The sequence below is a fragment of the Natronococcus jeotgali DSM 18795 genome (assembly GCF_000337695.1).
Classification (GTDB): domain Archaea; phylum Halobacteriota; class Halobacteria; order Halobacteriales; family Natrialbaceae; genus Natronococcus; species Natronococcus jeotgali.
In genome coordinates this window covers 1-18,855 of sequence record NZ_AOIA01000123.1, presented here as the reverse complement: position 1 = coordinate 18,855, position 18,855 = coordinate 1, and the positions used below count along the sequence as shown (strand labels likewise).

20 protein-coding genes, 1 tRNA gene and 1 pseudogene are annotated in these 18,855 nt (G+C 68.9%); 9 read left to right on the top strand and 13 right to left on the bottom strand.

All coding sequences use genetic code 11. The features are described 5' to 3' along the window. Positions 1-2: 2 nt before the first annotated feature. The 3 genes from C492_RS13890 to C492_RS24675 form a co-directional block, all read right to left on the bottom strand. A complete protein-coding gene (locus tag C492_RS13890; RefSeq protein ID WP_008424629.1) occupies positions 3-848 on the bottom strand; it encodes an acyl-CoA thioesterase in 846 nt (281 codons plus the stop codon). 68 nt (positions 849-916) lie between these two features. After that, positions 917-2,614, bottom strand: a complete 1,698-nt coding sequence (locus C492_RS13885) for an NAD(+)/NADH kinase (RefSeq protein ID WP_008424628.1) — start codon at positions 2,612-2,614, stop codon at positions 917-919. 58 nt (positions 2,615-2,672) lie between these two features. Next, positions 2,673-2,834, bottom strand: a complete 162-nt coding sequence (locus C492_RS24675) for a DUF7838 family putative zinc beta-ribbon protein (RefSeq protein WP_008424627.1) — start codon at positions 2,832-2,834, stop codon at positions 2,673-2,675. 108 nt (positions 2,835-2,942) lie between these two features. Between C492_RS24675 and C492_RS13880 the strand changes: the two genes are divergently transcribed. Together C492_RS13880 and C492_RS13875 are read left to right on the top strand one after the other, a co-directional pair. Continuing rightward, entirely contained in the window at positions 2,943-3,476 is a 534-nt protein-coding gene (locus tag C492_RS13880; protein WP_008424624.1) for a cob(I)yrinic acid a,c-diamide adenosyltransferase, read from the top strand. A gap of 61 nt (positions 3,477-3,537) precedes the next feature. Further along, positions 3,538-3,612: transfer RNA gene (locus C492_RS13875), tRNA-Val, on the top strand. Between the two features lie 53 nt (positions 3,613-3,665). Here C492_RS13875 and C492_RS13870 read toward each other — a convergent pair. Then, on the bottom strand, positions 3,666-4,646 hold the full coding sequence (locus C492_RS13870; RefSeq protein WP_008424622.1) for an alkaline phosphatase family protein: 981 nt from the start codon (positions 4,644-4,646) through the stop codon (positions 3,666-3,668). Positions 4,647-4,695: 49 nt separating this feature from the next. Next, positions 4,696-6,075, bottom strand: a complete 1,380-nt coding sequence (locus C492_RS13865) for a sulfatase-like hydrolase/transferase (RefSeq protein ID WP_008424620.1) — start codon at positions 6,073-6,075, stop codon at positions 4,696-4,698. Between the two features lie 104 nt (positions 6,076-6,179). Here C492_RS13865 and C492_RS13860 point away from each other — a divergent pair, with 104 nt between their 5' ends. Continuing rightward, on the top strand, positions 6,180-7,358 hold the full coding sequence (locus C492_RS13860) for a glycosyltransferase (RefSeq protein WP_008424619.1): 1,179 nt from the start codon (positions 6,180-6,182) through the stop codon (positions 7,356-7,358). On the opposite strand, the gene C492_RS13855 is transcribed toward C492_RS13860, so the two are convergent. The 4 genes from C492_RS13855 to C492_RS13840 all read right to left on the bottom strand — a co-directional run bounded on the left by C492_RS13855 (position 7,339) and on the right by C492_RS13840 (position 11,992). Then, on the bottom strand, positions 7,339-8,274 hold the full coding sequence (locus tag C492_RS13855) for a glycosyltransferase family 2 protein (RefSeq protein ID WP_008424617.1): 936 nt from the start codon (positions 8,272-8,274) through the stop codon (positions 7,339-7,341). The two genes, C492_RS13860 and C492_RS13855, sit on opposite strands and share 20 nt — an antisense overlap. Before the next feature lie 15 nt (positions 8,275-8,289). Then, positions 8,290-9,543 carry a sulfatase-like hydrolase/transferase gene (locus C492_RS13850; protein WP_008424616.1) on the bottom strand — a complete coding sequence of 418 codons (1,254 nt, stop codon included), beginning with the start codon at positions 9,541-9,543 and terminating at the stop codon, positions 8,290-8,292. An 84-nt stretch (positions 9,544-9,627) separates the two neighbouring features. After that, positions 9,628-10,467: an FkbM family methyltransferase gene (locus C492_RS13845; RefSeq protein WP_008424614.1), complete on the bottom strand. Its 840-nt coding sequence runs from the start codon at positions 10,465-10,467 to the stop codon at positions 9,628-9,630. Positions 10,468-10,564: 97 nt separating this feature from the next. Further along, complete coding sequence (locus C492_RS13840) at positions 10,565-11,992, bottom strand: oligosaccharide flippase family protein (protein ID WP_049893067.1); 1,428 nt, start codon at positions 11,990-11,992, stop codon at positions 10,565-10,567. A gap of 125 nt (positions 11,993-12,117) precedes the next feature. Between C492_RS13840 and C492_RS13835 the strand changes: the two genes are divergently transcribed. After that, positions 12,118-13,131 carry an alkaline phosphatase family protein gene (locus tag C492_RS13835; protein WP_008424611.1) on the top strand — a complete coding sequence of 338 codons (1,014 nt, stop codon included), beginning with the start codon at positions 12,118-12,120 and terminating at the stop codon, positions 13,129-13,131. Between the two features lie 49 nt (positions 13,132-13,180). Here C492_RS13835 and C492_RS25605 read toward each other — a convergent pair whose 3' ends face one another. After that, positions 13,181-13,306 carry a hypothetical protein gene (locus C492_RS25605; RefSeq protein ID WP_008424609.1) on the bottom strand — a complete coding sequence of 42 codons (126 nt, stop codon included), beginning with the start codon at positions 13,304-13,306 and terminating at the stop codon, positions 13,181-13,183. 56 nt (positions 13,307-13,362) lie between these two features. Continuing rightward, complete coding sequence (locus C492_RS13830; RefSeq protein WP_008424606.1) at positions 13,363-13,593, bottom strand: DUF6684 family protein; 231 nt, start codon at positions 13,591-13,593, stop codon at positions 13,363-13,365. 214 nt (positions 13,594-13,807) lie between these two features. Here C492_RS13830 and coxB point away from each other — a divergent pair, with 214 nt between their 5' ends. The 4 genes and pseudogenes from coxB to C492_RS25935 form a co-directional block, all read left to right on the top strand. Next, complete coding sequence (gene coxB / locus C492_RS13825) at positions 13,808-14,581, top strand: cytochrome c oxidase subunit II (protein WP_049893066.1); 774 nt, start codon at positions 13,808-13,810, stop codon at positions 14,579-14,581. Next, positions 14,578-14,994 (top strand): DUF6789 family protein, encoded by a 417-nt coding sequence (locus C492_RS13820; RefSeq protein WP_008424602.1) that lies wholly within the window; start codon positions 14,578-14,580, stop codon positions 14,992-14,994. Before coxB ends, C492_RS13820 begins: the two co-directional genes overlap by 4 nt. Before the next feature lie 112 nt (positions 14,995-15,106). Further along, positions 15,107-16,867, top strand: a complete 1,761-nt coding sequence (locus C492_RS13815; protein WP_008424601.1) for a cbb3-type cytochrome c oxidase subunit I — start codon at positions 15,107-15,109, stop codon at positions 16,865-16,867. Between the two features lie 16 nt (positions 16,868-16,883). Beyond that, positions 16,884-16,955: pseudogene (locus C492_RS25935) on the top strand (IS200/IS605 family transposase); the annotation flags it as partial. Positions 16,956-16,957: 2 nt separating this feature from the next. Here C492_RS25935 and C492_RS13810 read toward each other — a convergent pair. Together C492_RS13810 and C492_RS13805 are read right to left on the bottom strand one after the other, a co-directional pair. Next, positions 16,958-17,482 carry a DUF6789 family protein gene (locus C492_RS13810; RefSeq protein WP_008424599.1) on the bottom strand — a complete coding sequence of 175 codons (525 nt, stop codon included), beginning with the start codon at positions 17,480-17,482 and terminating at the stop codon, positions 16,958-16,960. A gap of 359 nt (positions 17,483-17,841) precedes the next feature. After that, positions 17,842-18,231: a DUF7541 family protein gene (locus tag C492_RS13805; protein WP_008424597.1), complete on the bottom strand. Its 390-nt coding sequence runs from the start codon at positions 18,229-18,231 to the stop codon at positions 17,842-17,844. 79 nt (positions 18,232-18,310) lie between these two features. Between C492_RS13805 and C492_RS13800 the strand changes: the two genes are divergently transcribed. Then, positions 18,311-18,844, top strand: a complete 534-nt coding sequence (locus tag C492_RS13800; RefSeq protein WP_008424596.1) for a cytochrome c oxidase subunit III — start codon at positions 18,311-18,313, stop codon at positions 18,842-18,844. The last annotated feature ends 11 nt before the right edge of the window (positions 18,845-18,855 follow it).

The window sequence follows — 18,855 nt, the reverse complement described above, 5'->3', positions numbered from 1 at the left end:
CGCTACGTCCGGAACGGTTCGAGCATCGCCTCGTCGAACGCGACGGGCGCCCCGGATCGGTCGAAACAGCCGTACTCGGTGATCCCCTCGATGTTCGTTCGCCCGTCGCTCGAGAGTTCGTGGGCGATCCGGATCGTCTCGTCGGAAACCTCGAGGACGTCGCAGTCGACCCGCAGCGTCGTCTCGAAGTGAACCGGCGACTTGAACTCCCAGCGCCAGTCCCGGATGCGATAGGGCTCCGTCTCGTCCCGCAGCTCCGCGAGGCTCGTCCCGCGGTCCTCGAGGTGGCGTTCGAGGGCGACGTCGGCAAAGCGCGGATACTCCTCGAAGTAGGCCAGTTCGGCGCCCTCGATGTGGGGGCTGCGGATCTCGAAGGCCGACGAGAACGACGCCAGCCCGTCACCCGCGTCGGCCCCGCCGTCCCCGGGACCGACCGCGGGAGCCCGGTCGACGCGGGCGTCCGCGAACGCCGCCCGGACGTCCTCTGGTAACGCCAGCGCGGCGCCGCCGGGACCGATCGTCACGTGGGTCATCCGCGCCGTCGCCAGCCGTTCGCCGTCGCCGCCCTCGATCTCGTAGAGCAGTTCCACGCTCGAGTCGCCGACGCTTCGGGGCACCGTCTCGACCGAGATCGTCTCGCCGATGCGGGGGTAGCGGTCGACGGAAGTGCTGACGACCACCGGGGCGTACGGAATGCCGTCGTCGCCGAGGATCTCCGCGAAGGAGTACTCGAAGGCCGCGGCGATCTCCTGGGTCGAGATCAGCTGCCAGTCGAAAAACGTCGCCCCGTGTGCGAGCGGGCCGGCGAACTCGCCGAAGCTCACCCGCCGATCGTCGATCGTTTGCATGTCCCCGAGGGTACGTCACTGCCCCCCACTTCAGTACAGGATCCGGCAAAGGATACCCGGAACGCGGGCTACCGGTCCCGAACGGCGTCGTCGCCCTCGAGGTGTGCGAGCAGCGCCGGATGGAGCGGGCCGTTCGACCCCAGCAGCGCCGACCGACCCTCGGTCTCGAGTTCGAAGACGAACGGTTCGCCCCGCTCGTCGGTGAGTCGCGCGCCGGCCTCGCGGGCGATTACCAGTCCGGCGGCGACGTCCCAGGGGTAGGTGTCGTACTCCCAGGTGGCGTCCGCGCTGCCGCTGGCGAGATAACAGAGATTGAGCGCGGTCGAGCCGAGCCGTCGGACGCCGCGTGTCTCCTGGTAGAACCGCGTGAGAAAGGAGCCGTCGGGATCGTAGCCGGAGATGAGCATGCTCTCGTCGAGGTGATCCCGGTCGGTCGTCTCGATGGGGTCGCCGTCCCGGCGGGCACCCTGCCCGGCGATCGCGCTGAACAGTTCGTCCGTTTCGGGGACGTAGACGACGCCGACGACGGGGTACTCGCCCTCGAGCAGCGCGATCGAGATCGAGTAGTTGGGGTTGCCGTGGGCGAAGTTCCCGGTCCCGTCGAGGGGGTCGACCACCCACGTGTAGCCGTCCTCGCGGACGTCCCGCGGGCGCTCCTCGGAGACGATCCCGTGGTCGGGGAACTCGTTTTCGATCACCGTCGTGATGATCCGGTTGGCCTGGTGGTCGGCCTCGGTGACGATGTCGGACTTGTCGCTTTTGACCGCGACGGACTCGACCTGTCCGTGGAGCTCCCGGAGGGGTTCGCCCGCGGCCTCGGCGGCCTCGGTGGCGATCGTTCGCGCGCGCTCGAGGAAGTCGTCCCCCTCGACCTCGGCGTCGGTTCCGGCCGCGGGGATCCGGGGCGGTTCGTCGACGTCGCGAACGTCCCAGCCCAGCTTCTTCGCGATCGCGGTGAAGAAGTGGTCGTCGTAGCTGGTGTGGACGACGTGGGCGAGCTTCTCGGCGCCCGTGACCAGCACCTCCTCGCCCTCCTCGAGGAGCGCGTGGGCCCGCCCGCCGTCGACCAGCAGGCTCGCGGGGCCCTGGGTGCGGATCCGGAGTTCCGTCTCCGGCGAGACGACGATCGGGCGCACCCCCAGCTGGTGGGTGTGCAGCGGAACCAGCTGGAGCGTGTGGTTGTTCGCCGGGTAGTGGATCGGCCCGTTGGCCGACAGCGAGATACCCGTCGACCCCGTCGGCGTCGAGACCGCGATCCCGGTCCCCTCGAACTCGCCGACGTACTCGTCGTCGGCGTAGACGTCCAGCCGCGTGATCTTGCGATCGATCGGATCGTCGGGCGGGACGTGCTCGATCGTGACGTCGTTGATCCCGGTCGCGTCGATCCCCGGTCCGCGGACGGCGACCTGCTGGCGGCTGTCGATCGCCGCCCGTCCGCGGAGCACCTCGTCGAGCGCCGCCTCGAGGTCCTCGGGCTCGACCCGGGCGAGGAAGGCGAGCGTCCCGGTGTTGACCCCCAGCTGGGGGACGCCCCGCGGGGCGAAGGTCTTGATCCCCTCGAGGAAGGTGCCGTCGCCGCCGATCGTGATCCCCAGGGTGGCTCGACTGCCGTCGTAGACGTCGTCGATCGGCTCGCCGACGTCGACCGTCGAGAGCCTGATCCCGCGGTCGTCGGCCCAGGCCGCGAGGCGGGCGACGACGTCGTCGCTGCCGGGGCTGACGATGGCGATGAGCTCCTCGGTCGTCGCGAGCCGCCGTCCTTGCATCGGGTGGATCCTCGAACCGTGCGACTATGGGTCTGGCGCTCGGCGCCGGGAGACCGGTTCAGGCCGCGCTCGAGTCGATGCCGTCGATCTGCACGAAGCCGTAGTCACAATCCGGGCAGTGCCACTTGACCTTCTCTCCGAGGTGCAGCGTCGTGCTCGCGGCGCGGTAGAACGTCTTCTCCCCGCAGTTCGGACACTCGTGATCGAGTTCCATGGCCATGCCGACGCCTACCGTTCGGAGCGAGTTTAACGTACTGATTCGTCGGACCGACCCGCGACGGCTCCGACCGACGCCGAAACTAAGTGGACACCGATCCTCGAGGTCGGTATGGCGATCTACACCGGTCGCGGCGACGACGGCGAGACCGACCTCCGGGACATGACCCGCGTCTCGAAGACGGATCCGCGCATCGAGGCCTACGGCACCGTCGACGAGCTCAACGCGCTGGTCGGCACCGTGCGGCCGACGGGCCACGACGACGTCGACGACCGCCTCCGGACGATCCAGAACCACCTCCACGTCGTCCAGGCCGACCTCGCGAACCCCGACCCCGACGAGGACGACCCCGAGGTGCGGGCCGACCACGTCGAGACGATCGAGGACTGGATCGACGAGTCCGACGAGGAACTCGAGCCCCTAACCACCTTTATCCTGCCGACGGGCGCCGACCGCGGCGCGCGGCTCCACCACGCCCGCGCGGTCTGTCGGCGCGCCGAGCGCCGCGCGGTCGCGCTGGCCTCGAGCGAGCGGATCAACGAGCGAACCGTCGAGTACCTCAACCGCCTCTCGGACGGCCTCTTTACGTTCGCCCGCCTCGTCAACCAGCGCGAGGGCGAACCCGAGGAGGCCCCGGAGTACTGATCGCTCGAGGCTCGAGGCTGAAAGGAAGGCTTAAGTCGGGCGCACCGATAACTTGGGGTGCGGGTTGGTGATCTAGTCCGGTTATGATACCTCCTTCACACGGAGGAAGTCGGCAGTTCAAATCTGCCCCAACCCACTTTTCGGCGACCTACCTGTTCCCCGAGTCGGCTCGAGCGGACGGTCCGACGCTCAGCGATACCCCAGATCCCGGAGGTGTTCCTGGATGTCCGTATCCACCGACGACCCCGTCTCGAGGTCGGGCTCGCGGGTGCCCTCGTCGGTGGCCGTCGTCTCGACCCAGGGGACCTTCTTGACGGCCGGGTGGGGGAACCCCTCGGGGTGGCCGTAGGCGCGCCACTCGCCGAAGGCCTCGCCGTGGTCGGACGTGATGACGACGTTCTCGGCGTCGACGTTCTCGAGCAACTCCGCGACGTCGTCGAGGACCCACCGCAGGGTCTCCCGGTAGGCCTCGTACACCGCCTCCCGGGTGGCGGCCCCCTCCTCGAGGAGTTCGTACCCCCGCCTCTCGACTTCGGTCGGCTCCCGGTCCTCGCGGTAGGCGGCGCCGGCGTAGGGGAGGTGGGGCTGGGTGTAGTGGACGATGATCCGGTCGGCGTCGCCGTTGCGGCCCGCGTCGATCGCGTGGTCGGTCATCGCCGCCGGAAGCACCGAGCCGTAGGCCTCGTCGTGGTCGGTCTCCCAGACGGTCCGGTGGGCGCCGAAGGCGGACTCGTCGACGACGGACCACGAGGAGAGGTCGATCGGGACGGCGTTGTTGACGGGCGGGTACTGGCCGTCGACGAAGACGGTCTCGCTGAACCCGTTGCCGGATATGTAGGCGGTCCGGCCGATCTCCTCGCGTCTGGACTCGGTGAAGGTGTTTACCATCCACTCGGCGGACTGGCTGCCGACGGAGTAGGCCTCGTCGACCTCGTCGATGAACTCGTACTCGGGGGCGACCTCCCGGAGGGTGTCGACCCGACAGGCGTCCAGCACGACCAGCAGGTCCCAGTCCGAGTCGTAGACGTTCCGTCCCAGCGGGACCCGCGAGGTGATCGCGTACCAGACCGAGAGGTAGGCGGTAAACAGGAGGTACAGCGGGGCCCGCGCGGGGTGGGTTCGGGCGTGCTCTCGCAGCTCCGCGATCCAGTCGGCGAGGTCGGCGTCCATCGTCCGCCCGTAGCGAGCGCCGGGTCAAGAAGGTCGTGGTGTCCGGCGATCAGAGGTAGCCCAGGTCGCGCAGCTGGGCCTCGACCGCGCCGTCGACGTCCGCGGAGTCGGGCTCGCTCCGAACGTCGTCGATCGGCGTCGAGAACGCCGCCCTCGCCTCCTCGGGGACGAGCTCCGGGTCGCCCTCCCGCTCGAGGACGTACGCGCCGTCCTCGCGGTCGTACAGCGCGGCGGAGCCCAGCGAGTCCCAGACGTACTTGCCCTCCGGGCGGTAGGCGCACCGCGAGGTCCGGTTCCAGAACTCGAAGCGGTCGTGGTCGGTCGGCGGGTGGGCGACGCCGAGTCCCGCCACCTCCGCGGCGATCGGCGCCCGCGGTTCGAAGGGCTCGCCGGTCGCGACCGAGGCGACGAGACCGCCCAGATCCAGGTGGGAGATCGGCTTGGACGGGTCGGCGTCGACCGCGGCGTTGACGATCTCGAGGGGGACGTGGAGAAGCGCCTCGCTGACGTCGGGCGTGACGTGGCCAAAGCGCCGCGGCGGCCCGTCGACGGCGAGTTGCTCCCCGTGGTCGGCGGTGACGATCACGGCGGTGTCGTCGTCGACGGATCGACAGAACGCGGCCACCCGTCGGCAGACGTACTCCACGGCGGCGGCGTAGAGCTCCCGGTAGCGCTCGAGGTCGGCCGCGCGCTCGTCGAAGGCGTCCTCGAGGTTCAACTCGAGGGCGTCGAGATCGGGGGCGTTCCGCCGGGCCTCGGCCGACAGCAGCGACTGGTCGTACTCCCGAACGTTCGCGAGCGGCCCGTGGACGTCCATGATGTTAGCGAAGACGAACGTCGGCTCTTCCGACCGCTCGAGTTCCCGTCGGACCCGGCGCAGGATTCGATCGCAGCCGTCGTCGAACGGCTTCGCGACGGGCAGGGATCGGAACAGCTCCTCGGCCTGGGAGGCGACCCCGTTCGCGACGCTCTTGAAGGGGTGGTCGTGGCGGGCGCAGCTCCGGAGGTACTCGAGGTATCGGTCGACGCCCTCGGCGGTCGACTCGTGCCAGAACCGCGACGGCGAGAGCCCCTCGGGGTAGGGCATCGAGGAGGGGACGTGGTAGAAATCGTCGAACAGTCCGTCGAACCCGAAGACCGGGCTGGCGTAGGGGTTGGCGCTGACGCCGACGCGGCGGTGGTCCGGCAGGTCCGCGAGGAACGTCTCCTCGAGTTCGAGGGACTCGAAGCGGGGCGTCGCGGAGTGGAAGCCGTGCTCGTGGGGGAGCCGGCCGGTGAACATGCTCGCGTGGCTCGGAACGCTCCAGGTGCTGGCGGTTCGGCACTCCTCGAACGACTGGGTCGCCTCCCGGCGCAGCGGACCGCCGTGGCGCTCGAGGAAGTCGTACCGAAGGGTGTCCAGACAGACGAGGACGACGTTTCGAGCCATGCGTGAGTAGTTCGCCGTGAGGATCAAGTAGGTGACGGAGCCCGCCTCGAGGTGCCCGACGCCATCCGTGAGACCTATAGCGGGGCGTGTGCCAGACACGGACGATGGATCGCGGTTCCGCGGGACGGTCCGAGATCGCACTCGCCCACTGGGGGGAACACGTCAACGGCGGCGGCGACAGGGTCGCCTGGGAGCTCGCCCGGACGTTCGAGGACGCGCCCCTGTACGTGGGCTGGAAAGACGAGTCCATCGAACCGCCCGATATCGAGACGGAGCAGCTGATAACCGGCCGGCTCAACGAGTGGGCGCTTCGCCGCGGCGGGCTCGCGCGGATGGCCGCACACCTCCTGGGCTGGCAGAAGGCCGACCCGCTCCGGGAGTACGACGTCCTCCTCACGAGCGGGAACGAACCGCTGTTTTACGTCCCCCCGACCGAACAGGTCTGGGTCGCGTACGTCCACCACACGAACCGGCGCCAGTCCGACCGGATCGGCGAACTCGGCGACGGGCCGGCCGCGACGGCCAAACTCCTCCTCTACTACCTCGTTCGGGTCGCCTTCGACCACAACACGCACAAGCCCGACCTGTTCGTCGCCAACTCCGAGCACGTCAAGCGCCGGATGGTCCGGTACTGGGGCGTCTCGCCCGAGAACGTCGCGGTCGTCTACCCCCCCGTCGACACGGACGCCTACTCGCCCGCGGCCGCCGAGACGGGGTCGTACTACCTCACGCTGTCGCGGCTGGACTGGCACAAGAGCGTCGACGAGATCGTCGAGGCGTTCGACGACCTCGACGCCCGGCTCGTCGTGGCCGGCGACGGCCCCGATCGGGCCGCCCTCGAGCGACGCGCCGGCGACAACGTCGAGTTCCGCGGCTACGTCGACGAGGGCGAGAAGCGCGAACTGCTCGCGGGCGCGAAGGCGTTCGTCTTCAACGGCCAGGACGAGGACTTCGGCATCTCCCCCGTCGAGGCGCTGGCCTCGGGCACGCCGCTGCTCGGGGTTCGCGAGGGGATGACCCAGTACCAGGTGGTCGACGGGAAAAACGGGTACACGCACGTCCGCGACGGTTCCGAGGGACGGACCCTGGCGGAGTCGATCCGGACGTTCGAGGCGGAGGGGGTCGCGTGGTCCGACCGTGAGACCGAATCTTTCGCCGAGCGCTTTTCGGTCGGGGCGTTCCGCGAGGGGATCCGCGACGCGATCTCGAGGGCGGTCGAGGGGAGCTCGATCGAGCCGTCGTGGTACGCCGACGTCGACGGGGCTACCGAGCGAGACGCTTGAGGGTTCCGAGCAGGCGGCCGTTCCTGTCGACGCCGAACAGCGCGATCGCGAACATCGCCCACGAGCGGGGCCGAAACGGGTACTGGGCGATCGCGAGCCCGAGGTGGGAAAGCGCCTTCCGGCGGTCCCCGTTCGAGTCGTAGTCCCGCCCGATGACGTGGTGGTGAAACGAGTGGATCCGCAGCCGGGTCGGGAGGTCGAGGTCGGCCGTTCGCTCCCGGACTTTCTCGAAGACCGCCAGATCCCCCCGGATCCGGCGGTCGAAGTCCTTCGAGATCCCCCCGGGCTGCTCGCGCTTCTCGACGAGCACCTCGTCGACGAAGTCCACCCGGTAGCGCTCGGTGAGCCGGATCCACAGGTCGTAGTCCTGCCGGCTCGGCAGCGAGGGGTCGAAGTCGCCGACGCGCTCGAGACACGCCCGGCGAACCGTCACCGTCGAGGTCGGGTGGACGCGGTCGCGCTCGAGCTCGGCGAGATGGATCTCGCCGCGGGCGTCGGGGCGTCGCACCAGCTCGGAGCCGTCGGTGTCGTACTGGACGAAGCCCGTGTAGACCAGCCCGAGGTCCTCGCCTCGCGCCTCGAAGACCGCGCGCTGGCGCTCGAGCTTCCGCGGGCGCCAGACGTCGTCGGCGTCGAGGAAGGCGACGAACTCGCCGTCGGTCGCCTCGATCCCGGTGTTGCGCGCCGCCGCCGCGCCCCTGTTTTCCTCGTGGACGAGCAGGCGGACCCAGTCGCCGTACTCGTCGACGATCGGCTCGAAGTCGGTTTCGGAGGCGTCGTCGACGACGACCGCCTCGAGCGGGCCGAACGTCTGGTCGCGGACGCTGTCGAGGGCCTCGACCAGGAGATCGGGCTGGTCGTAGACGGGGATGACGACCGAGATTTCGGGATCGTCGGACGGGGTTCGCCGTGTCATCTTCGGGGTCGCTCGTTACCGGTAGCCCAGGTTCTTGAGTCGGCGCTGGCGCTCTGCCTCCTCGACGCCCATCGCCTCGCCCACGGAGTTGCGACACTCCGGGAACGCGAGCGACTCGACAAACGCCGCGCCCTCGTCGCTGACCGCGCCCCGCGTCTCGGCGGTGCCGTCGCGCCGGACGAAGCGCGATCCCCCGTCCTCGGTCAGCCGTTTGACCGTGTTCGAGACGGTGACGACGTGTCGGCCCGACGCCCGGCGCAGCGGCGCGGTGTGTTCGGGGGGGTCGAGCGCCGTCCCCTCGAGTACGTCGGCGACGGTCGCGAGCACGTCCCCGTGGCCGACGACGTGGTCGTAGCTCGCCCCGGCGTCCTCGCCGCCGGGATACTTGACCCACAGCGGCGTGTGCGCGACCTCGTCGTGGGGATCGATATCCCAGTTGTGAAAGAGCAGCCCGTGCTCGCCGAACAGCTCGCCGTGGTCCGAGACGACGGCGACGAACGCGTCGTCGTACCAGGGGCGCTCGCGCAGCCACCGAAGCAGCGACGCGAAGTGGCGATCGAAGTAGCGGACGTTGCCGTCGTACAGCTCGCGGGCGGTCGCCAGCTCGTCGTCTGTGAGCGCGTCCGCGTCGCCCGCGGCGATGCGCTCCTTGACGTCCTCGAGCTCCTCGAGGCTGGGGACGTCCGCGGGCGGGTCGACGGCCATCTCGGGGTGGTACGGCAGGTGGGGATCCATGTAGTGCCCCCAGACGAACGCCTCCGGCCCGCCCTCGAGGTGGTCCCGCAGGATCGTCGTCATCCCGTCGGCGGGCAGCGAGGAGATCGGGAGCGGCTCGCGCAGGTAGCGGTTGTAGATCGCCTTCGGGAGGCGGGCCTCGCGGATCGACTCGATCCGCTGGAGGCGTCGGGCGACGCGGTCGACCAGCGAGATCCCGCCCTGCCCGTCGACCGAGGGGTGTTGTTCGAAGCGGTCGAACCCGCGCGTGTACCCCCGCTCCTCGTGGAGGTGACCGTTGTTCGCGTAGGCCGTCGACCGTCCGGGGATCCCCTCCGCGAGGGTCGTGGCCGAGTCGGGGATCCGTCCGTTGCCCTCGGGGTGGACTCCGGCGACGATTCCGGGAAAGGCAAAGGGTGTGGCGACCCCGTGGGAGTAGGCGTTCTCGAACCGGCAGAAGTCCTCGTTCAGGATCGGCAGCGACTCCCCCAGACACGCCTCAGTTGCGCGGTCGAACCGCAGCGAATCGACGCTGAGGAGGACGACGGGATGCATCTACGGACTGTCTCTCGGTTCGGTCCTAATCGCTTTCGGTTCCGGCGGTGACGCCCCGCTGGGGCCCGCTCTCGAGGCGCCAGGTCAGTCGCGGTTCCGGCTCGCGCGGACGACGAGTTCGTCCTTGTCGGTCTCGAGTCGCTCCGCCGCGTCGAAGCCCAGATCGCGGAACCGCTCGAGCAGCGCCGGGAGCTCGCTCGGCTCGTGGACCTCGCAGTAGACCACCCGGCACCGGTCGTTCGAGAGCGCCCCGGCGAGGCCGTCGATCGCGCTGGACTCGGCGCCCTCGACGTCGATTTTGACGACGGTCGGGGGCGGGGCCTCCCCCTCGTCGATCAGGGTATCTCCCCGGACGGCGGGCACCTCGAGGTCGCCCCGATCGGCCGTGATCCGCCCCCGGCCGAATCCGGGGGAGTCGGCGCCGGGGTCGTTCAGGTTGGTCCCGTCCTCCGTCTCGAACCCGACGGTCCCTGACTCGTCCGACAGGGCCACCTCGTGGATCGACGCGTCGATCCCGTTGCGGGCCGCGTTTCGCCGGAGCTCCGAGACGTTCGGGGGGTACGGTTCGAAGGCGACGACGCGGGAGCCACGCGACGCGGCGAGGCAGGCGTAGAGACCGGTGTTCGCGCCGACGTCGTAGAAGACGTCGCCGGGCTCGAGATCGGCCAGCACGGCGGCGAGCTGGGCGCGCTCGCTGCGGTGGCGCCGCAGCGTGGCCGCGACGCTGTCGGCGTCCGCCGCGACGAACGCGGCGCTCGCGTCGCCGACCGACAGCGTTGTTCGGCCGCGGGCCGCGGCGAAGCGGCTCCGGACCCAGATCGAGTACTGGCCGGTGCACCACCGGAGGTGGCGCCCGACGCCGCCGAGGAACTCGCTCGTCCCCTCCTCGCGAAGCAACGCGACCCCGTCGCTGATGACGCTCATGGAACGCACTCGTGGCGGCACCGTTATATGCTCTCCGTCGGCCGATCGCGGCGCGCGGGTGTCGCCCGCGGGCGAACCGGCCGCCGGTCGACGGCGCCTACTCGAGGTCGGGGATCGGGGCGTCGTCCGGCAGGTTCCGTTCCACGGCGGCCCGGAACTCGCCCGAGAGCGCGAGCAGGGCGCCGAAGTAGACCGCCGCGCCGACCCCGACGAGGGGGACGACGGCGAGCAGCGAGTCGCCGAGGACGAGCCGTCCGGCGAGGACGACGACCGCCATCGCGGCCGCAGCGAGCCACTGGTTGAGCACCTCCCGGAACGGAACGACGACGTCGACGACCCGCCGGGCGTACCGGTACCCCAGCCCGAGGCCCAGCGCGGCCGAAACCGTCGTCGCGGTCGCGGCGCCGTACCAGCCGAACGCCGAGATCAACGCGACGTTCAGCGCCAGATTGGCGCCGACGAAGACGGCGTTGATCCGAAACGTGAGGTCGGGTCGATCGACCGCGTCGATCGTGTTGAGAAACTGCCCCTGGTAGCTGTAGATCAGGCGCGCGACCGTCAGCGCGAGCAGGATGTAGTACCCCGTTCGAAACTCCGGACCGTAGATGCTCAACACGACGTCGCCGACGATCGCGCTGCCGACCAGCCCCGGAACGATGAACAGCCCGGAGAAGGTCAGGCTCGTCCGGAGCAGGTCGGTGATCTCCGCGTCGACCCCGTTCTCCGAGGAGATCCGACTCATCTCCGGGAACAGGGTCCGGCGGATCGAGGACCCGAAGATGGCAAACAGCGACGCCACGTTCCAGGCGATCTCGTAGACGGCGATGACGTCGTTGGCGACGAAGATCGCGAGCACCACCGTGTCCATCGAGAGGAACGTCCGTCCCTGCACCGACGCGAGCCAGGAGAACTGCGCGTAGGACTTGAGCCGGCGGAACTCCTGCCGCGTCGGGACCGTCCGCGGAACGGACAGGAAGTAGCTGCCGACGGCGACGGCGACCAGCGCCCCGACCGCGTAGCCGGCGAAGGCGCCGGCGAGGCCGAACCCGGTCAGGACGAGCGCGACCTGGACGACGCTTCGGGTCGTCCATTCGATCGGCGAGAGCACGCTCGAGACGTGCACGAGGCGCTGGCCGTCGAGGACGTTCTGGACGAAATCCCCCGCGAGCCTGGCGCCCAACAGCCCGACGAGAACAAGCGTCGCGTCGATGCCCATGTAGGCGTTCAGGTGGGGCCGAGCCAGCAGGAGGACGACCGCGAGGAGGACGTACAGGACGAACTGGGCGAGCAGCCCGGAGACGACGTAGTTCCCCTCGGCGGCCTCGCTCACCCGCTTTTTGATCGCCTGCGAGAGTCCGACGTTGCCGGCGATCGTGAGCCAGGACAGCACCGCCAGCACGACGACGTAGGCGCCGTACCGGTCGGCCCCAAGCGTCCGCGTGAGCGCGATCGTGGCGAAAAAGCCCGCGAACGACATCGCGAGCTGGGAGAGGAAGTTCACTATCGAGGTGCGACCGTATCTCATTGGGCCATCACGTAACCGGCGTTGGTGGAGGGTTGCTTCTACCGCGGTATCAATACGGTGTTTCGTCGCGGGGCCGGGCGAACGAACAGAGCTAAATCCTCGCGACGGGAATCCGCACCGGACCGATGTCCCAGTACGACTGGAGCCTCGAGAACGTCAAGAAGGGGCTGAAACACCCCGGCCGGGCGCTCGACGAGGTCGCGCTCGAGTACCTCTATCGGTTCCCCGCCGCGAGGCTCAACGGGCGGCGACCGATCGGGACGAACGTCTTCGACAGGGAGTGGGACGTGTTGATCCTGCTCGACACCTGCCGGGTCGACGCGCTCGAGGCCGTCGCCGACGAGTACGACTTCCTCGGCGCGATCGACAGCATCCGATCGGTCGGCGGGGGTTCCGCCGAGTGGATCGCCAGGACCTTCGACGAGGCGCACCGCCGGGAGATCGCCAACACGGCGTACCTCTCGGCGAACGGCCACCTCCAGCAGGTGCTCGAGGACAGGCGCCACGAGGTCGACCCGGGGAAGCACCTGACCTACAGGGCGCTCCGGGCGATGCCGACGGTCGGGATCGACGCGCTGGGGAAGGCGGAGTACCTCTTCCGGTACGAACCCTGGGGGGTCGACGGCGAGCGCGGCCACGTCGACGGGATGACCCCGCCGCGGTACGTCACCGATCGCGCGATCTCGGTCTCCCGGGCCGAGTCCTACGATCGGACGATCCTCCACTACTTCCAGCCCCACTCGCCGTGGGTCTCGAACGCCCTCGAGGACGATCGGGAGCTGTACGAGTACGAGGACGACTGGTGGGGGTACCTGACGGAGACGGGCGACGTCGAGACGGTCTGGAACGCGTACCTCGACGACCTCCGGTACGTCCTCGACGACGTCGAACTCCTGCTCGAGAACCTCGACGCCGAGCGAGTCGTCATCTCCGCGGACCACGGCGAGGCCTTCGGCGAGTACGGCGTGCTAGGACACAAGATCGGCAGCCTCCACCCGAAGATCAGGCGGGTGCCGTGGGCGGAGACGACCGCCGAGGATCGCCACACCCGCGAGCCGACGGTGAGCGAGCCCGACGACGCGCGGGTCGACTCCGAGTCGCTGGAGGCCCAGCTCGAGGCGCTCGGCTACAAGGTCTGAGCGCCGACCGTCGCACGCGGCGGTGTTCGGATCCGTGCGGACGACGGTGTCAGAACGGCACGCTCGCGCCGGTGAACGCGAGCAGGTAGACGACCGAGGCGACGAGCGTGAGCGCGATGACGAGGACCATGTACGCGAACACGCCGTCGGGGGTGTACATCGAGGGAAGCGTCATCGCTCGAGGCGTCAGTAGGGCGCCTCGGAAGTTAAAACAGGTGCCGGCGACGACGCCTACTGCGAGCGGGCGGCGTCGCGTTCGATCGCGCGCGCGGCGTAGTACGTCGCGAACACGAGGAGGACCAGCGGCACGAGGGTGAGCGTGTGGGTGAGGACGACCGTGAGCGGGTCGAATCCCCAGGGGGACGACAGCTCGATGAGTACCGCGGAGTACGCGAGGATGAGAATCGGCGCCGCGTTGATCGAGATGTCGACGACCGTCTCTCGGGAGAGCCACTCCAGCATGGGTGTGCGTTGGATCGGGAGCGTAATAAACGGTCGCGACGGCAAACGACGGCGTCGGCGGCTCCGCAACCGCGACGGCCGCGCGACGCCGCACCGAGGGTCGCGTCGATCGGGCGGACCCCGGAACATGTTCCGAGTCCGCTCGGTTCGCGGTGCCGACGCGCCCGTTGCCGGACAAACGTTTATGGAGGGTCTCGCTGTAGCCCATCGGTAGATGGGACGCGCACGTCGCGGGGCTATTGTCGCTGCAGTGTTGATACCGGCCGTGCTAGCGACGGTTCCGGCAACTGCGCTCGCCAGTTCGGCGACGGACCAGCTCATCAGCAGACTCAACCGACAGCTGCTCTACATCGCCGTTCCGATCGCGGTGCTCGTGGAAGCGATCCTGATCTACACGATCTGGCGGTTCCGCGACAACGACGACCCGAAACCGACCCGGGAGAACCGACAGCTCGAGATCACGTGGACGGTCGCGACCGCGCTCGTCCTGTTGTTCGTCGGGACGGCCTCGTTTCACGTGCTGGCCGACCCGGCCGTCTCGACGATCAGCGACTCTCCCCACGGCGAGCCCGAACCGGGCGAGGTGCCCGAGGACGCCGTCGAGGTGAACGTGACGGCCGAGCAGTGGGCGTTCACGGCCGACTACCCGAACGAGGGCGTGACGACGAACGAAACGATGGTCCTTCCGGCGAACCGAACCGTGTACATGTACGTCACATCGGAGGACGTGATACACTCCGTCCACGTGCCCGACCTGGGACTGAAACAGGACGCCGTCCCGGGCGAGACGAACCTGGTCCGGACCGAACTCTCGGAGACGGGAGAGTACCGACTGTACTGCGCCGAGCTGTGCGGCGCGGGGCACCCGGAGATGCTCTCGTCGATTCGGGTCGTCGACGAGTCGGAGTACGACGCGTGGCTTGATGACCAGCGATCGGGGTCCGACGGCTCGACCTCGAACGAATCGACGGCCTCGAACGAATCATGAAGCGGGGACCGAGCGTGATCGCCGGCGGCGTCGCCGGAACCGGGGCCATGTCGCTGCTGCTCATGCTGCTGGAAGCCCAGACCCGGTCGGTGATGGAACTGTTCGCCGTCATCGCCCGGTTCATCGGAACGCCCGGCGACACGACGATCGGATTCGCGCTGTTCGTCGCCGCCGGCGTGCTCGCCTGGCCGCTGCTGTTTCTCGCGCTCGAGCCGTACCTCCCTCTCGGCCCGGATCCGGCGGCCCGCGGGGTCGTCTTCGGGACGATCCTGTGGATCCCGTTCGTGATCACCGGTCGCGGAAACATCGGCGGTCCCCTGCTGGTCTTCTTCGGCGTGTACACGCTGTTTGCCCACTGGATATACGGGTTCACCATGGGGGCGGTGTACGCACGGCTGCTCGAGGAAACGTGAGCAACGACACCCGGATTCGATACATGATACGAAACGACACGCGGACGACGGACGGGTCGGTCGCTCGACGACTCGAGGCGGTCGCCGACCCCGGATCGCGCGGGGGGGAACGATGATCGGACCGGTTCCCGGAGTCGCGGTAGCCCTGGGAGCTCTGCTCGTGCTCGCGGCGTACTACCGATTCCGAGCCGATTCGCCGCCGACGTCGTACGCCGACGGTGGTATCGTCACGCCGAAGATCGGACTGACCACCACCGAGAAGCCGTCCGGCCTCCTCCGGTGGCTGACGACCGTCGACCACAAGGACATCGGACTGCTGTACATCCTCTTCGGGACGGCGGCTGCGCTGTGGGGCGCGACCGACGGGATGATGATGCGCACCGAACTCCTGGTCGCGGACACCACCGTCTGGAACGTGGAGACGTACAACGCGGTGTTCACCACCCACGGGCTCACGATGCTGTTTTTCTTCGTGACGCCGGTGTTCACCGGAATCGCCAACTACATGCTGCCGCTGTTGCTGGACGCCGACGACCTGTCGTTCCCGCGGATCAACGCCATCGCGTTCTGGTTGCTCCCGCCGTCGCTGCTGATGGTTCGGGGCGGACTGATCACGGACGTCGTCGGGACCGTCGTCGGGCTACTGCCGCTCGAGATCGCCGCGCTAACCGCCCTCGAGCCGGTCGCCATGGGGTGGACGATGTACACGCCGCTGTCGGTGGAGATGACGAACCCGCAGATCGACGTGACGCTGCTGGGACTCCACCTGAGCGGCATCGCCACGACCATGGCCGCCATTAATTTCATCGTCACGATCTTCACGGAGCGTCCCGACGATCTGGGCTGGGACGAGCTGGACATCTTCTCGTGGAACATGCTCGTCACGAGCGGGATCATCCTGCTGGCGTTCCCGCTGCTGGGGAGCACGATCATCCTGCTCCTGCTCGACCGGAACTTCGGGACGGCGTTTTTCGCGATCGAGGGCGGCGGACCGATGCTCTGGCAGCACCTGTTCTGGTTCTTCGGGCACCCCGAGGTCTACATCCTCGTCCTCCCGGCGTTCGGGCTGATCAGCTTCATGCTGCCGAAGTTCTGCGGACGGCGCCTGTTCGGGTTCCGGTTTATCGTCTACTCGACGATCGCGATCGGCGTCATGTCCTTCGGCGTCTGGGCCCACCACATGTTCGCTACCGGGATGGATCCCCGGCTGCGCGCGAGTTTCATGGCCGTCTCGCTGGCGATCGCGATCCCCAGCGCGATCAAGGAGTTCAACTGGATCGCCACGATGTGGAACGGGCGGCTCCGGCTCACCGCCCCGCTGATCTGTGTCATCGGCGCCATGAGCACGTTCGTGGTCGGCGGCATCACCGGGGTCTTCCTCGCCGCGGTTCCGGTCGACCTCGTGCTCCACGACACGCACTACGTCGTCGGCCACTTCCACCTCATCGTCGTCGGCATCATCCCCCTGGCGATGTTCGCCGCGAGCTACTACTGGTTCCCGATCCTCACGGGGCGGATGTACAACCGCCGGCTCGCCAGGGTGCAGGCGACGCTGCTGGTCGTCGGCGCGTTCGTCACGTTCGTACCGCTGCTCGTGCTCGGCTACCTGGGTATGCCGCGGCGGTACGGCGTCTACCCCGCGGAGTTCGTTCCGCTCAACCAGGTCGCCTCCATCGGCGCCTTTATCCTCGGCGTGAGCCTCGTGCTCTGGCTCGTGAACATGATCCAGTCGGCCCGCGTCGGCACGATCGTCGACGACGCCGACGTCTGGAACCTCAAGGAGACCGACCAGTTCACCCGGGAGTGGCAGTGGTTCGAGAAGCGTCTCGCCGAACGCCGAAGCGAGCGGCCCGATCCGGACGAGGAGCCGTAGTCGAGGCCCCGTTACTCGCCCCGACCACGTACACCTGTTCATCACGGGCGACCCGACGCTCACCCCAAACAAAACTCGCCAAATCGTGGATCAGACCGCGTGCTGGGGGATATAGGCGAACCGCTGCATGACCTGACCGAGGACGTATCCGTACACCCAGTGGGCGGCAAGCGACAGGCCGAGGAAGATCGCGCCCGCGTACTCGCCCGGCCAGAACGCGAGGACGAACCCGGTCCACATGATCGTCGCGAACGTTATCCCTCGAGCGGCACGGGGCTCCCGTGGCGGGAGGAACGCCCCGGCCACGACGAACAGTAACGGCAGGCCGACGATCCCGCCGGCCGCGAAGACCACGACGCCGAGCAGGACGCTCGGCTCGAGCCCGAGCACCCGGCCCAGCGCCGCGAGATCGACGAGGGGCTCGGCTCTGAACAGGCGGAGAAACGCCGGGAGAGCGAAGAGGATCGGCCCCATCGCGAGGAGCCCGGCGGCGCCGCCGGCGAACGCCGTGAGCACGACCCGGAGCGTGATGTCGATTTCGGCGTCGATGTCGGCGTCCCGATCGAAGGGGGCCGGCGGTTCTGCCTCCGTCGTCGGTCCGTCACCCTGACTCATCGTCCGGGAGTACGGGAGTCCGGGTAATAACTGTCGGGCCGTCGTCGGCACCGCGGGTCGGCGGGGCAGGTCGCCGAACGGTCGATCCCTTTTAGGGGCGCGGCGACGGAGAGGAGGTATGTCACGACAGGTGGCGCTCGGACTGCTCCTGGCCGCGGCCGCCGCCGGCGTCTTCGTCAGCGGCCTCGCCGTCGCCGCGTTCTAGACGCCGCGGCGATCACCGCTCGAGTCNCGCCGGCGTCTTCGTCAGCGGCCTCGCCGTCGCCGCGTTCTAGACGCCGCGGCGATCACCGCTCGAGTCCGCCGCCGGCGTCTTCGTCAGCGGCCTCGCCGTCGCCGCGTTCTAGACGCCGCGGCGATCACCGCTCGAGTCCGCCGCCGGTGACGACCGGGCCGACAGCGCCGGCCGCGATCAGCAACGCGGCCGACACGAAGACGATGGCGGCCCGAACCGCGATCCCGTCGGTCGCGACGCCGGCGGCGAGCCCGCTCGGGGTTACCGCGGGCGCGACGGCGATCCAGACCGCGGCGCTGACGGCGGCGATTCCCGCGCCGACGAGCCGGAGCGGTCGCCACGGTTCCGACGCGTACCCGACCTCGGCGATCATCCCCGCACAGCTCGAGCCGAAGGCTAAGACGCCGCCGACGGCGATCGGTACCAGGCCGAACAGGACGCCGGCTTCGGTCGCGACGATTCCGAGCGCGGCGACCAGCGGCCACGGACTCGATCCCCTGGATTCGTTCGCCATCGAATCTGGATTCGGATCGAAGCGGTATGAATCACCCGCATGGATGACGCTTTTGCGGGTCCGGGTCGTGGGGATCGATATGGAATCCGCCGACGAGCCGAGCGAGGGAGTCGACCATCACCCGCCCGCGCCCGAAGACTGGCCCCGCGGATTCGGCGAAGCGAGCTGGTGGCCGCTCGCGACCGCGATCGGCATCGCGGGGCTGTACTTCGGCGCCGCCCTCGCGACGCTCGCCGACGGCGCCGAGCCCCTCGTCGGGTGGCTCCTGCCGTTCACGCTGATCGTCGGCGGGGTCGGGATCTTCCTCGGAAGCCTGTACGGTTGGACCTACCACGGGTTCGTCAGCCGCTACTGGGAGCGGGCGTCGGCCGAGGAGGGCCTCGATCTCAGGTGGGGGATGGTCCTCTTTCTCGCCACCGACGTCATGACCTTCAGCGCCGGGTTCGTCTACTACTTCTTCGTCCGCACGGGGCCGTGGCCCCCCGGCGAGCTTCCGACGCTGCTGTCGTCGGTCGTGGCGATCAACACCGCGATCCTGATTCTCAGCAGCCTGACGCTGCACGTCTCCCACGAGGCGATCCGGGACGGCCCTGTCTCTTATACACATCTCTGATGGCGCGAGGG